11 protein-coding genes are annotated in these 12,769 nt (G+C 69.5%); 7 read left to right on the top strand and 4 right to left on the bottom strand.

Annotation, left to right across the window (positions count from 1 at the left end; translation table 11 throughout):
• Positions 1-50: 50 nt before the first annotated feature.
• Positions 51-2,270 (top strand): FUSC family protein, encoded by a 2,220-nt coding sequence (locus ABD104_RS25585; protein WP_087838185.1) that lies wholly within the window; start codon positions 51-53, stop codon positions 2,268-2,270.
• 42 nt (positions 2,271-2,312) lie between these two features.
• Here the strand turns inward: ABD104_RS25585 and cadR are convergent, their stop codons facing one another.
• On the bottom strand, positions 2,313-2,765 hold the full coding sequence (gene cadR, locus ABD104_RS25590) for a Cd(II)/Pb(II)-responsive transcriptional regulator (protein WP_087838184.1): 453 nt from the start codon (positions 2,763-2,765) through the stop codon (positions 2,313-2,315).
• Positions 2,766-2,874: 109 nt separating this feature from the next.
• Here cadR and ABD104_RS25595 point away from each other — a divergent pair, with 109 nt between their 5' ends.
• Positions 2,875-5,139, top strand: coding sequence for a heavy metal translocating P-type ATPase (locus tag ABD104_RS25595; protein ID WP_087838183.1), 2,265 nt, complete (start codon positions 2,875-2,877; stop codon positions 5,137-5,139).
• On the opposite strand, the gene yaaA is transcribed toward ABD104_RS25595, so the two are convergent.
• On the bottom strand, positions 5,082-5,855 hold the full coding sequence (gene yaaA / locus ABD104_RS25600; RefSeq protein WP_343928435.1) for a peroxide stress protein YaaA: 774 nt from the start codon (positions 5,853-5,855) through the stop codon (positions 5,082-5,084). The two genes, ABD104_RS25595 and yaaA, sit on opposite strands and share 58 nt — an antisense overlap.
• 17 nt (positions 5,856-5,872) lie before the next feature.
• On the opposite strand from yaaA, the gene ABD104_RS25605 reads away from it, so the two are divergent.
• Together ABD104_RS25605 and ABD104_RS25610 are read left to right on the top strand one after the other, a co-directional pair.
• Positions 5,873-6,286 (top strand): YchJ family protein, encoded by a 414-nt coding sequence (locus tag ABD104_RS25605; RefSeq protein WP_087838181.1) that lies wholly within the window; start codon positions 5,873-5,875, stop codon positions 6,284-6,286.
• Positions 6,287-6,349: 63 nt separating this feature from the next.
• Positions 6,350-7,219 (top strand): alpha/beta hydrolase, encoded by an 870-nt coding sequence (locus ABD104_RS25610; RefSeq protein WP_087838180.1) that lies wholly within the window; start codon positions 6,350-6,352, stop codon positions 7,217-7,219.
• 16 nt (positions 7,220-7,235) lie between these two features.
• Here ABD104_RS25610 and ABD104_RS25615 read toward each other — a convergent pair whose 3' ends face one another.
• Positions 7,236-8,984 carry a thiamine pyrophosphate-binding protein gene (locus tag ABD104_RS25615; protein ID WP_343928436.1) on the bottom strand — a complete coding sequence of 583 codons (1,749 nt, stop codon included), beginning with the start codon at positions 8,982-8,984 and terminating at the stop codon, positions 7,236-7,238.
• 3 nt (positions 8,985-8,987) lie between these two features.
• Positions 8,988-9,965, bottom strand: coding sequence for a Bug family tripartite tricarboxylate transporter substrate binding protein (locus ABD104_RS25620; RefSeq protein WP_343928437.1), 978 nt, complete (start codon positions 9,963-9,965; stop codon positions 8,988-8,990).
• A 109-nt stretch (positions 9,966-10,074) separates the two neighbouring features.
• On the opposite strand from ABD104_RS25620, the gene ABD104_RS25625 reads away from it, so the two are divergent.
• From ABD104_RS25625 to ABD104_RS25635, 3 genes are all read left to right on the top strand, one after another.
• On the top strand, positions 10,075-10,974 hold the full coding sequence (locus ABD104_RS25625; RefSeq protein WP_343928438.1) for a helix-turn-helix domain-containing protein: 900 nt from the start codon (positions 10,075-10,077) through the stop codon (positions 10,972-10,974).
• Between the two features lie 69 nt (positions 10,975-11,043).
• Complete coding sequence (locus ABD104_RS25630; protein WP_338618233.1) at positions 11,044-11,775, top strand: enoyl-CoA hydratase/isomerase family protein; 732 nt, start codon at positions 11,044-11,046, stop codon at positions 11,773-11,775.
• The gene (locus ABD104_RS25635) at positions 11,759-12,769 is read left to right on the top strand and encodes an NAD(P)H-dependent flavin oxidoreductase (protein ID WP_343928439.1); all 1,011 of its coding nucleotides are present in this window, start codon (positions 11,759-11,761) and stop codon (positions 12,767-12,769) included. Before ABD104_RS25630 ends, ABD104_RS25635 begins: the two co-directional genes overlap by 17 nt.

The following is a 12,769-nucleotide window of genomic DNA, read 5'->3' on the forward strand; positions in this document are numbered from 1 at the left end:
CCGGCGGGTTTTCCAATAGACTCGCAGAACACCGCCCGGAATCCGCTTCGATGGATTACTCCACCAAGAACATCAAGAAATTCATCTACAGCCAGTACTTCTACATGGGGATCCGGCAGGCGTTGGGCGTGCTCATGCCTGCTCTGGTGCTGCTGGGGCTGTTCCATCACGCGGCCCTGGGGCTGGCGGCGACGTTCGGCGCCATGTGCGTGGCCATCGTCGACCAGCCCGGGCCCTTCCGGCACCGGCGCAACGAGATGCTGGGCTGCGCACTGCTGGGCACGCTGGCGGCGGCCATCACCGCGCTCGCCTCGCCCTACCCGCTGGCGCTGTGGATCGCGGTGATCGCGCAGTGCTTCGGCTTCTCGCTGCTGGCGGTGTACGGCCGCAAGGGCGGGCTGATCGGCTTCGGCTGCCTGCTGCTGATGACGCTGACCATGCACGACGTCCTGGACGCGCGCGCCGCCGCCCTGCACACCGCCGCCGTCCTGGTCGGCGGCCTGTGGTACACGGCGTTCAGCCTGGCCGTGAACCGGCTCCTCTGGTACCGGCAGGCGCAGCAGGCGATCGCCGTCTGCATCTTCGCCTCGGCCGAGTACCTCGAAGCCAAGGCCCGCTTCTACGATCCGGACGTCGACATCGAAGACAACTACCGGCAACTGATCGCCCGCCAGGCCGCCGTGGCCGAACAGCAGGAAGCCGCGCGCGACGTGGTGCTGCGCGAACTGCCCCGCCGCTCCGATCGCCGGCGCGACCAGTACCGGACCATGCTGTTCAATCTGTTCATCGACATCGTCGACCTGCACGAGACCATGGTCGCGGTCCATACCGACTACCTGCTGCTGCGCAGGATGTTCAAGGATTCCGACCTGCTGGTCTTTTTCCGCGACCTGCTGCACAAGCTCTCGCAGGACACCGAGGCCGTGGGCCTGGCCGTGACGCAAGGCATGCCCAGCAAGAGCAGGGTCACCGTCAAGGCCGAAGTGCGAGCCATCGAATACGAGATCGAACTGCTCAAGCAGCGCGGCTTCCCCGAGGCCGAGCCGGAAGCCTACGCCGCGCTGATCTCGACCTTCCGCCGCGCCCGCAACGCCGCCTACATCGTCGACCGGCTGCGCCGCCATACCGACGTCGCTCACCTGGACGAACCGGGCTCGCTCCAGGTCGACGCCTCGCTGCAGCGCTTCCTGTCCCGCCAGGACTTCAAGCTGGGCCGCCTGAGCAGCAACTTCCGATGGAGCTCGCCGTATCTCCGGCACGCACTGCGGGTCACCTTGGCAGCGGCGATAGGCATGACCATCTCCAGCGAGTGGCTGATGCCGCACCATGCCATCCACGGCTACTGGGTGGTGCTGACCATACTCGTCATCATGAAGCCCGGCTTCGCCCTGTCCAAGCAGCGCAACCTGCAGCGCCTGGCCGGAACGCTGATCGGCTGCGCCCTGGTCCTGGCCCTCCTGTTCTTCGTGCACAACAAGTTCGTGCTGCTGGCGGCGATGTTCGTGGCGGTCGTCATGGCCAACAGCCTGGTGCTGCTGTACTACGTCGGCAGCTCCGCCTTCAATACCGCCTTCGTGCTGCTGAGCTTCCACTTCCTGGCGCCGGGCTCGCTCATGGTGGTGGGCGAGCGAGCCATCGACACGCTGGTCGGCTCGGCCATCGCGCTGGCCTGCAGCTACGTCTTCCCCTATTGGGAATACCGGATGCTGCGGCCGCTGCTGCGGCGCGCGATCGAGGCCAATCGCCATTACCTGATGGCCAGCCTGGGACTGGCCGGCACTTCGGTCGACAACGTCGAGATGCACCAGGAAAACGTCGACTACCGGCTGGCGCGCAAGAACGTGCACATCGCGTTCGGCAACTTCACCAACTCGTTCTACCGGATGATGCTGGAGCCCAAGTCCAAGCAGCGTTCACCGGCGCAGTTGAACAGCCTGGTCATCCAGTTGCACGACATGGCCGCGCAGGTGGGCGCGGCGGCGCCGCTGATCGCCGCGCTGCCTTCGCTGCCGCCGCCGATGACAGAGACGGTCGCGACGGTGGACCGCCTGCTGCGCGACGCCAACGCCGGCAAGCCGCCCCAGCCGGACGAGGACGACCAGCTCAAGCAGCTGACCCGCGACATGGACGGCGCCGTGGCGGCCGCCCAGGCCGGCACCGCGCCGGCCGACGCCGAGCGCGTGCTGGTCTTGCAGCAGCTCGCCTACCAGATCAAGCAGATGGCCAAGACCGCGCTGCTGATACGCGCCACGGTCCCGCAGGTGCACTAGGGCCAGTTCCCGCTAAAAGGAGGCTCGCACAGGCCGGACGGCTCAGCCGTGGGTCGGCCCCAGCAGCCCGTGCTTGTGCTCGGCGTCGCGGCGCGCCGGCTCCGGTGCGGCCGCCAGCCCCTGCAGGATGCCGCAATCGCGCGCGGCGCGTTCGTCCGAGCATTGGCTGCGCAAGGTCTTCAGCGTCGTCTCCAGGGCCTTCAGTTCGGCGATGCGGGTGGCGACGTGGCCGATGTGTTCGTCCAGCAAGGCGTTGATCTCGCCGCAGTTGTCCGCGGGATCGTCGCAGAAGCGCAGCAATCGCCGGATCTCTTCCAGCGTCATGTCCAGCGCGCGGCAGTTGCGCACCAGCAGCAACCGTTCCACGTGCGGTTCGCCGTAGATGCGGTAGTTGGCGGCCGTGCGGGCCGGCGGCGGCAGCAGGCCCTCGCGCTCGTAGTAACGAATCGTTTCGACCGGCGTGCCGGTCCGCGTGGACAGTTCTCCTATCTTCATCGCATTCCCCGCGGCTGTTTCCACCTCCCAGGATACGCCAATGTCCCCGCTTGACTCTATACCGGCTACAGGGTTTCAAATGGATCCGTAACGCCTTTGGAGCAGACGGATGTCCGATTCCTGCAAACACTGCCACGGCGACGGCCACGAAGCCGCGCCTGAAACCACTCGCCCGCGCGATGCCTTGCCGGCCACGGACGAAGGACTGCGCACGTCTCTATTCAAGATCGAGCAGATGGACTGCCCGACCGAGGAACGGCTGCTGCGCAAGGCGCTCGAATCGATGGACGGCGTGCGCACGCTGTCGTTCGACCTGATCGGCCGCACGCTGAAAGTCGGCCATGTGCTGGACGACCCGCAACCCATCATGGCGGCCATCGCCGGCCTGAACATGTCGCCGGTGCCGATCGACGCGGCCGCCGCGCCCGAGGACCAGCCGGCCGAGGCCGCGCCGCGCCAGCCGTGGGCCCGCATGGGCCTGGCCGGCGCCTTCGCGATCGGTTCGGAAGTGCTGGCCTACGCCACCGGCGCCGACACCTCGCTGCCCGTGGCCGCGCTGGCGCTGGCGGCCATCCTGCTGGGTGGCCTGGGCACGCTGCGCAAGGGCTGGCTGGCGCTGCGCCATGTCACCCTCAACATCAACCTGCTGATGACCGTGGCGGTGATCGGCGCGGCCCTGATCGGCCAGTGGCCCGAGGCGGCCATGGTGATCTGGCTGTTCGGCGTGGCCGAGATGATCGAGGCGCTCAGCCTGACGCGCGCCCGCAACGCCATACGCAGCCTGACGGCGCTGGCGCCCGAGCGCGGCCTGGTCCGCCAGGGCGACGGCTCGTGGCAGGAAATGCCCGCGCGGCTGATCGGCGTGGATGCCGTGGTGCGGGTGCGGCCGGGCGAGCGCATCGTGCTGGACGGCATCGTGGTGGGCGGCGCGTCCAGCGTGGACCAGGCCCCCATCACCGGCGAAAGCATGCCGGTGGCCAAGCAGGAAGGCGACGCGCTGTATGCCGGCACCGTCAACCAGCAGGGCGTGCTCGAATACCGCGTCACGGCGGCCGCGGGACACACCATGCTGGACCGCATCGCGCAGACCGTGCAGGACGCCCAGGGCAAGCGCGCGCCCACGCAGCGCTTCATCGATCGCTTCGCCCAGGTCTACACGCCCGCCGTGTTCGTGGTGGCGATCATCGTCGCCGTGGCGGGGCCGCTGGCGTTCGACATGGCCTGGCTCGACTCGGTCTACCGCGCGCTGGTCCTGCTGGTCATCGCCTGCCCGTGCGCGCTGGTCATCTCGACGCCGGTCACCATCGTCAGCGGCCTGGCCTCGGCCGCGCGGCGCGGCATCCTGATCAAGGGCGGCCTGTACCTGGAGCAGGGACGGCGCCTGCGCCGCCTGGCCCTGGACAAGACGGGCACGCTCACCCACGGCAAGCCGGCCCTGACCGACGTGGTGACGCTGGGCGCCTCGCCCCTGCCCCGTGCCCGTGCGCTGCAACTGGCCGCCAGCCTGGACGCGCTGTCGTCCCACCCGGTGGCGCACGCCATCGTATCGGCCCACGCGGGCGCGGCGCTGCCTGTCGAGGATTTCGCGTCGCTGGCCGGGCGCGGCGTCACGGGCCGGATCGAGGGCCGGACCTATGCGCTGGGCAGCCTGCGCCTGGCGCGCGAGCTGGGCGCGGCGGACGACGCGCTGGAAACCGGACTGGAAGCGCTGGAGCGCCAGGGCAAGACCGCCGTCATCCTGTGCGAGGACGACGTGGCCGTGGCCATCCTGGCGGTGGCCGACACGATCCGCGACTCGAGCCGGACCGCCGTGGCCGAATTGCGCCGGCTGGGCGTGGAGCCGGTGGTCCTGTCCGGCGACAACGCCGCCACGGTGCGCGCGGTGGCGGCGGAACTGGGCATCGAGGATGCGCGGGGCAACCTGCTGCCCGACGACAAGCTGGCCGCCGTGGAGGCGCTGGGCCGGGCGGCGCCCGTGGGCATGGTGGGAGACGGGGTCAACGACGCCCCGGCATTGGCCCGCGCCGACATCGGTTTCGCGATGGGCGCGGCGGGCACCGACACCGCCATCGAAACGGCCGACGTCGCGTTGATGCAGGACGACCTGCGCAAGCTGCCCGAATTCATCCGCCTGTCGCACCGGACCTCGCGGGTGCTGTGGCAGAACATCGTGTTCGCGCTGGCCATCAAGCTGGTGTTCTTCGTGCTGACCTTCACCGGCGAGGCCACCCTTTGGATGGCGGTGTTCGCCGACGCCGGCGCCAGCCTGCTGGTGGTGTTCAACGGGCTGCGGCTGCTGCGCCAGCCGCAGCCGGATCAGGCCGCCTTGCGGCGGAACACCAGCCGGTCCGGGCTCGATGCCGAGGCGTCGTAGCCGTAGCCTTCGGCATCGAAGCCCTGCAGGCCCTCGGGCTTGGCGATGCGTTTCTCGATGGCGTGGCGGGCCATCAGGCCCCGCGCACGCTTGGCGTGGAAGCTGATCACCTTGTAGGCCCCGCCCTTCCAGTCCTCGAACACGCACTGGATCACGCGGGCCTTCAGCGCCTTGCGGTCGACCGCCTTGAAGTACTCCTCGGAAGCCAGGTTCACCACGACCGGATGCCGGTCGGCCTCCTGGCGCTGGTTCAGGTAGTCGGACAGTTCGCTGCCCCAGTATTCGTACAGGTTCTTGCCCTTGGGGGTCGCCAGCCGCGTCCCCATCTCCAGCCGGTACGGCTGCATCAGGTCCAGCGGCCGCAGCGCGCCGTACAGGCCGCTCAGGATGACCACGTGCTCTTGTGCCCAGTCCAGTTGGCGGGCCGTCAGCGTGCCAGCGTCCAGCCCCTCGTAGACGTCGCCGTTGAAGGCCAGCACCGCCTGCTTGGCGTTTTCCGCCGTAAACTTCGGCGTCCACCTGGCGTAGCGGGCCACGTTCAGTTCGGCCAGCGCCGGGCTCAGGTCCATGAGGCTCGCGACGTCGTCGGCGGACTTGGTTTTCAACACCGAGATGAGCTTCTTGGCGCGATCCACGAACAAGGGCTGGGTGGACGTCTCGACGTGCGCGGGCGTGTCGTAATCCAGTTTCTTGGCGGGGGAAAGAAGAAACAGCATGGCGGATACCGGAGCAAATGAAGTCAGGCGTTAATGTAGACCAATTGTGTCCCTGCGGGCTGCCCCGTCCGTATGCGCAATGCTGCGGCCGGTGGCACCAGGGTCCCGGCCATTTGCAGGCGCCCGACGCGCCGGCGCTGATGCGGTCCCGCTACAGCGCCTACGTGCTGGGCAGGCATGACTATGTGCTGGCGACCTGGCATCCCTCCACCCGGCCGGCCGCCCTGGAACCCGATCCACCGGGCCTGAAGTGGCTGGGCCTGGAGGTGCGGGCCTCGGCGCAGGCGGACGCCGACCACGCCACGGTGGAATTCGTGGCTCGCAGCAGGCTGGCGGGACGCGCCCAGCGGCTGCACGAGAACAGCCGCTTCGTGCGCGAGGACGGACGCTGGTACTACGTGGACGGGACCTTCCCCGCGCGGAATGGTTAAACTGCCGGGCGGCGCCCCAGGCGCCGCTTCCGGCCTTCGCCGCCCCGATCCGACCTACACGCCATGCCCGTCCATCCGCTGCACGACCATCCGGCCTTCACGTCCGAATTCTGCGAACACGAGTACAACAACCTCGCCCGCATTCCCGACCATCCCACCTATACCGCCCGCTGGGCCGCCGACGGCGCGCTGGCCCGCCGCACGCAAGCCGCGCAGCTGGGACTGCCGTATGGCGAAACGCCGGCCGAAACCCTGGACTATTTTCCGCCGCGCGAGCCCGGCGCCCCGCTGCTGGTCTTCATCCACGGCGGCTACTGGCGCGCGCTGAACAAGTCCGATTTTTCCTGGATCGCGCCCGCCTATGTCGCGCGCGGCGCCGCCGTCGCCATCGTCGACTACGGGCTGGCGCCCGCCACGCCCATCGAGGAAATCGTGCGGCAGATGCTGCGCGCCCATGCCTGGCTGTACCGCCATGCCGCCGAACTGGGTTTCGATGCCCGCCGCATCGTGACCAGCGGACACTCGGCCGGCGGCCAGTTGACCGCGATGATGCTGGCCGCGCGCTGGCAGGCCTGGTCCACGGACCTGCCGCCCGACCTCGTCAGCGGCGGCCTGGCGCTGAGCGGGCTGTACGACCTCGAACCGGTCGCCAAGGCGCCGTTCCTGGCCAACCTCGAATTGACGCCGGCGCGCGTGGACGCGCTGTCGCCCGCCTATTTCGTGCCTGAACGCCGCGTGCCGCTGATAGCCGCGGTCGGGGCATCCGAAACGGACGAGTTCCGCCGCCAGAACCGGCTGATCGCCGCCTGCTGGCCGCGCAACGTCACGCGCACGCTGGAAATACCCGACTGCCACCATCTGGACATCTGCGACCGGCTGGCCGATCCGGCGCAGGATTTGTTCGCGGCGGCCTGCGAACTGCTGGGCGTGTAGCCCGGCGCCGCCGCGCTCAGGCCGGCCGGGTCAGCGCCTCGAATCCGTAGCGGTTCATGCTGCCGAACGCCGCCATCGCCGGATGCGGAACGAATGCCGTGCGGCAATCGAGCACCGCGGGCAACCCCGAGGCCAGCGCCCGCTCCAGCGCAGGCGCCAGGTCGCCGGGCTGCGCCACGGTTTCGCCGTGGCAGCCGAATCCGCGCGCGATGGCGGCATAGTCCGTCCCCTCCAACCCCGTGCCCAGCTCGAAATCCGCCTGCGCCCGCTGTCCTGCGCGGATGATGCCCCAGGCCTCGTTGTTGTGGATGATATTGACGACGGGCAGGCCATGACGCCGGGCGGTATCCAGCTCCTGCAGCGTGAAGCCGAACGAACCGTCCCCCGTGACGTTGAACACGGCGCGCCCCGGATGCAGGAGCTTCAGGGCCAATGCATACGGCAACCCGAATCCCAGGTGGCTCATGCCCGGCTCGTGGAACCGGGAACGCACCTCGCGCACCGGCGTCAGGTCATTGCTCCAGAAGCTCGTATGTCCGCCATCGAAGACTACGACGGCGTCGTCCGGGATGGCTTGGCCGATCGCGCGCGCCAGCGCCGCCGGATGCATGGATTGCCCCACGGGCGCATCCATGGCCGCCAGGGCCTGTTCGTATCGGGCGCGCACCGCCCGCAGTCCCGCCAGCCAGCCGTCCTCGACCGCCGCCGGCTCTTGCGGCAGGCACGCCAGCAGATCGTCCAGCGCTTCGCGGACATCGCTGTGCATGCCGATCTCGTGCAGCGCCGGCGCCCCCAGCGCCGACGGATCGATATTGACGTTCAGCACCCGGTGCCGGCTGCGCACGAGCGGACCGCGCTCGTCCCACATCCATGAGGAATGCCTGCATCCCAGGCTGACGACGACATCGGCCTGGTCGAACGCGCGCGCCACCGCGGCGCCGGCGATCAAGCCGCCATGCCCGATGAAGTGCTGGCTGTCGCTGGATATGACGCCAAGCGCCATCTGCGTCGGCACGACAGGCGCGCGCAGGCGCTGCGCGAGCGTGCGTACGCCGCCGGCGGCGCCCGCCTGGACCACGCCGCCGCCGGCGACGATCAGGGGGCGGCGCGCCTGGGCGAGCAGGCTCGCCGCTTCCCGCACCTGGGCCGCAGGGGGCCGCGGCCCGGCCACGCCCCGGTAGCGGGACGGCGCGATCGCCAAGGCATCCAGCGGCCAATCATGCGTGCTGGCCAGCACATCCTGCGGAATGTCCAGGTGCACCGGTCCGGGGCGCCCTCCCAGCGCTTCGCGGAAGGCGCGCCTGACCAGTTCGGGAAGGCGGCGGGCATCATGGACCACGGCATTCCATTTGGTCAGCGGCGCCAGCACCGCCCGCGTATCCATGTCCATGAACATGCCATGATGCGGATAGGCGGCGGCCCGGTGCTGGTTGGTCGTGATCAGCAGGGCCGCGAGATTGTTATTGAAAGCCACGCCGGCGCCGGACGCGAGGTTCAGGCCCCCGGGCCCCATTTCCCCCAGCGCCACGGCCACGCGGCCGGATCCGGCCCGCACCGCCGCCGCCATCATCGCGCCCGCGGCTTCGTGGCGCACGCCCACGAAGGGAATGGACGAGCGCGATAACGCGTGCAGCAAGGGCGCCAGCTTGCCTCCCACTATGCCGAAGACATAGGGCACCCCTTCGGCCTGCAGGAGGCGCACCAGGACCTGCGCTCCGGTCAGGCTGGTCGTTGGCGGCCTTCCGGGCGCCTGGTCATGCGTCATGTTTCAATCCTCGGGAGTAAAGCCTGTGGCCTTGACGATGGGAGCCCAGCGCGCGGTGTCCTCGCGCACCCGTTCGGCGAACGCCTCGGGCGTTTCGATCAGCGGCATCAGTCCATTCTTGGCGAAGACGGCCGTCATTTCCGGAGTCTGCAAGGCGTCCCGCACGGCCGCATTGAGCCTGCGCACCAGTTCGGGCGGCGTGCGCGCGGGCGCGTACCAGCCCAGGAATTCGACCATCGCGATGTCGCGATACCCCAGTTCGGCGAAGGTGGGAACCTCCGGCACGGCGGGCCAGCGCTCGGGGCTGCTGACGGCGAGCGAGCGCAGCCGCCCCGTCTTGAGGTGCGGCAACACTTCGCTGATCACGTTGAACGCCACCGGCACCTGGCCGCCCAGCAGATCGGTCAGCAACGGCGCTCCCCCCTTGTAGGCCACGCTCTTCATGTCCAGGCTTGCCAGCCGGTCAAAGGTGGCGCCGACGAAATGCGGTGCCGAACCCGCGGCGGGGATGCCGTAGTTGGCCTTCTCGGGATGGCGCTTCACCCAGGCGATGAAGTCGGCCAGCGTGCGGACCTCGTCCGGCACGCCGGGCCCGACCGTCATCGAGATGGCATACGAAGCCAGCGGCGCGACGGGCACGAAATCGGCCTGCGGCGAATAGGCGAGCCTGGCTCCGTAGGTGTGCGGATAGAGGACGATGGGTGACGAAGGCCCCTGCAACAGGGTCGCCCCGTCCGGCGCCGCCCGCTTGACGAACTCCGCGGCGATGCGCCCGCCCGCGCCCGGCTTGCTGCCCAGCACGATGGTGCCCGGATAGCGCGAGCGCAACTGCTCGATCAGCGGCCGCGACACCTGGTCTCCCAGCCCGCCGACCGGAAACCCCGACCAAACCACGGTACTGGCGGGCTGCGCCCACGCCGCGGAGCAGGAAAGCACCCATGCCGCCCCGCCCGCCCCTATCCATCCCATCCTGCTGCCCATGGTGTCTCCTTTGCTCTGCCTCTGCGGGCTCGGTAGAGGGAACTATAGATAGGACAGGGACGGAAAATAATGGACAATACCGGCGACCCTTGCACATATCCGACCTCCCATGAAACCGCCCGCCCCGATCGCCGTCGCCTTCCGGGAAGTCAGGCACTTCATGCCGGACGACTGCCTGCACTGGGAACCCATGGACGTGCGCGGCGTGTTGCATGACTGGACGATTCCCGCCCACCGGCACGAAGGCCTGCACCAGTTCCAGTTGATCGAGCGCGGCGGAGCCGAAGCCGTGATGAATGGCGCGCGGCACGGACTTGCCGCGCCCGCCGCGCTGATGATCCCTCCCGGCACCGTCCACGCCTTCCATTACCGGCCCGGCAGCGCCGGCAGCCAGGTCACCGTCCCCACCGCCCTGCTCAAGGCCGCCTTCTCGTCCGCTCCCGCCCTGGCCAGCCTGCTGGACGTCCCGCTGATCATCGGCCCGGAGGAACTCGCGCAGGAAACCGGACGCGCGGCCAGCCTGTTCGACGGGCTGGGGGCCGAGTTCGCCCGCGCCGAACCGGGGCGCACCGAGGTGCTCAAGGCTCATGCGATCCTGCTCGCCACCTGGTTCCTGAGGCAGGCCAGTTCGGGGGAACCCGCCCATGCCCGGCAGGCGGTGCGCGACACCCTGGTCCAGCGGTACCGTGCGTTGCTCGAACTGCACTTCCGCCGCGAGCATGCGCTGGCCTTCTTCGCCGCGGCGCTGCAGGTCACGCCGGACCACCTGAGCCGGATATGCCGGGCGGTATGCGGGCTCTCCGCGCTCGACATGCTGCACGATCGGCTGGTGCGCGAGGCCCGGCGCCAATTGGCGGCCACCGACGCCACCGTCGCCGGCATCGCGCAGGACCTGGGCTTCTCGGATGCGGCTTATTTCAGCCGCTTCTTCTCCCGGCGCACCGGACTCTCTCCCCAGGCCTACCGCGGCTCGCTCCAGCAGGGGCGCGCCGTGCCGCCGGACGCCTGAGCCGCCATAAAGTTGACGAAATTAACTACATAGTTTACTTTCTCAACTATATTTCAAGGAAACGCCACCGTGGTCGAGGAAAACGAACTGCTGGCCGAGCGATACGGCCATGTCCTGCTGCTGACGCTGAACCGCCATCCCAAGCGCAACGCGCTCGGCCTGGCGATGCTGCAAGGCCTGGTCGACGCCTTCAATGGCGCCGATGCCGATCCCGACACGCGATGCGTGGTCATCGCCGCCCGGGGCAGCTGTTTCTGCGCCGGCGCCGACCTGGAAGAAGCCCGCCGCCTGGCGCGCGAGCAGCCGGAGCTGGCCAGCCGTCGCAGCGACCTGCTGGTCGACATCAACACCATCGTGGCGCGCCTGGGCACGCCCGTCATCGCCGCCGTCAACGGTCCGGCCATCGGCGCGGGCGCCGGCCTGGCGCTGGGCAGCGACCTGGTGCTGGCCGCCCCCGCCGCCCGCTTCGGCTATCCCGAGGTCAAGCACGGCATCTCGGCCGGCATGCTGATTCCCAACCTGATCCGGCAGGTGGGCCCCAAGGCGGCCTTCGAACTGGTGGCCACCGGCGACCCCATCGACGCCGAACGCGCCTACGCGCTGGGCATGATCAACCGCATCGTCCCGGAAGCCGAACTGGTCCCCGCCGCGCTCGCGCTGGCCGAGCGCCTGGCCCAGTTCGCGCCGGCCGGCCTGTCGGCCTCCAAGCGCGCCTTCCAGCAGGCCTACGAGCTGTCCCTGGAAGACGCCGTGCGCGCCGCGCGCGACGTCAACGACCGGATCCGTGCCTCAGCCGGCTGAGCGCATCCCTACGAATCCTCCCACACTGCCCTCTCGAATCATGCTTGCTACCCGACTGACCGCCCTCCTGGGCATCCGCCACCCCATCGTCCAGGGAGGCATGAGCTGGGCCTCGTCCAACGCCGAGCTGGCCCTGGCCGTTTCCGAGGCCGGCGGCCTGGGCGTGATCGCCGCCGGCCCCATGTATCCCGACGACCTGCGCGCCGCCATCGCCCGCGTGCGCGCCGGCACGCGCCAGCCCTTCGCGGTCAACGTCCCGCTGTACAACAAGCGCGCGGCGGAATTCCTGGACATCGTGCTGGAAACCGGGGTGCCCGTGATCATCGCCTCGCAGGGCGGCCCCAAGGCCCACATCGGCCGCTTCAAGGAAGCCGGCGTCACGTGGATACAGGTCACGGCCAACCCGCTGCACGCCCGCAAGGCCGAGGATGCCGGCGTGGACGCGGTGATCGCGGTGGGCGGCGAAGCCGGCGGCCACCCCGGCCCGGACGAGGTCGGCACGCTGGTGCTGGTGCGGGCGACGGTCAACGCGGTGACGGTGCCGGTGATCGGCGCGGGCGGCATCGCCGACGGCGCGGGCATCGCCGCGATGCTGGCGCTGGGCGCCAGCGGCGCGCAACTGGGCACGCGCTTCCTGCTGACGCCCGAATCGGGCCTGCACGCCGCCTACAAGGACCTGGTGCTGAACGCCGGCATCGGCGACACCGCCATCGTCGGCCGTGGCCGCTCGCCCATCCGCATGGTCAAGAACGCCTTCTCGGCCGAGTACGAGGCGGCGGCCAACCGCGGCGCCGACGATGCCGAGCTGGATGCCTTGTTCGCCCGCAGTTCCTTGCGGCAGGCCGCCAAGGACGGCGACGTGGCGCAGGGCAAGGTGGAAGCCGGGCAAAGCGCCGGCCTGATCGACAAACTGGAGCCCGCCGGCGAACTGGTCGAGCGGCTGGCGCGCGAAGCGGAAGCGGCCCTGAGCGGCGCCGCCTCCTGCATACGCTGA

Origin of the sequence: Pigmentiphaga daeguensis, from assembly GCF_039523035.1 — a bacterium.
GTDB classification, from domain to species: Bacteria; Pseudomonadota; Gammaproteobacteria; order Burkholderiales; family Burkholderiaceae_B; genus Pigmentiphaga; species Pigmentiphaga daeguensis.

What these genes read in the sequence shown, in the direction of transcription:
- ABD104_RS25610 (WP_087838180.1), top strand. Translation starts at nt 6,350, where the DNA reads ATGCCCGTCCATCCGCTGCACGACCATCCGGCCTTCACGTCCGAATTC.
- ABD104_RS25625 (WP_343928438.1), top strand. Translation starts at nt 10,075, where the DNA reads ATGAAACCGCCCGCCCCGATCGCCGTCGCCTTCCGGGAAGTCAGGCAC.
- ABD104_RS25615 (WP_343928436.1), bottom strand. Translation starts at nt 8,984, where the DNA reads ATGACGCATGACCAGGCGCCCGGAAGGCCGCCAACGACCAGCCTGACC.
- cadR (WP_087838184.1), bottom strand. Translation starts at nt 2,765, where the DNA reads ATGAAGATAGGAGAACTGTCCACGCGGACCGGCACGCCGGTCGAAACG.
- ABD104_RS25595 (WP_087838183.1), top strand. Translation starts at nt 2,875, where the DNA reads ATGTCCGATTCCTGCAAACACTGCCACGGCGACGGCCACGAAGCCGCG.
- yaaA (WP_343928435.1), bottom strand. Translation starts at nt 5,855, where the DNA reads ATGCTGTTTCTTCTTTCCCCCGCCAAGAAACTGGATTACGACACGCCC.
- ABD104_RS25620 (WP_343928437.1), bottom strand. Translation starts at nt 9,965, where the DNA reads ATGGGCAGCAGGATGGGATGGATAGGGGCGGGCGGGGCGGCATGGGTG.
- ABD104_RS25585 (WP_087838185.1), top strand. Translation starts at nt 51, where the DNA reads ATGGATTACTCCACCAAGAACATCAAGAAATTCATCTACAGCCAGTAC.
- ABD104_RS25605 (WP_087838181.1), top strand. Translation starts at nt 5,873, where the DNA reads ATGAAGTCAGGCGTTAATGTAGACCAATTGTGTCCCTGCGGGCTGCCC.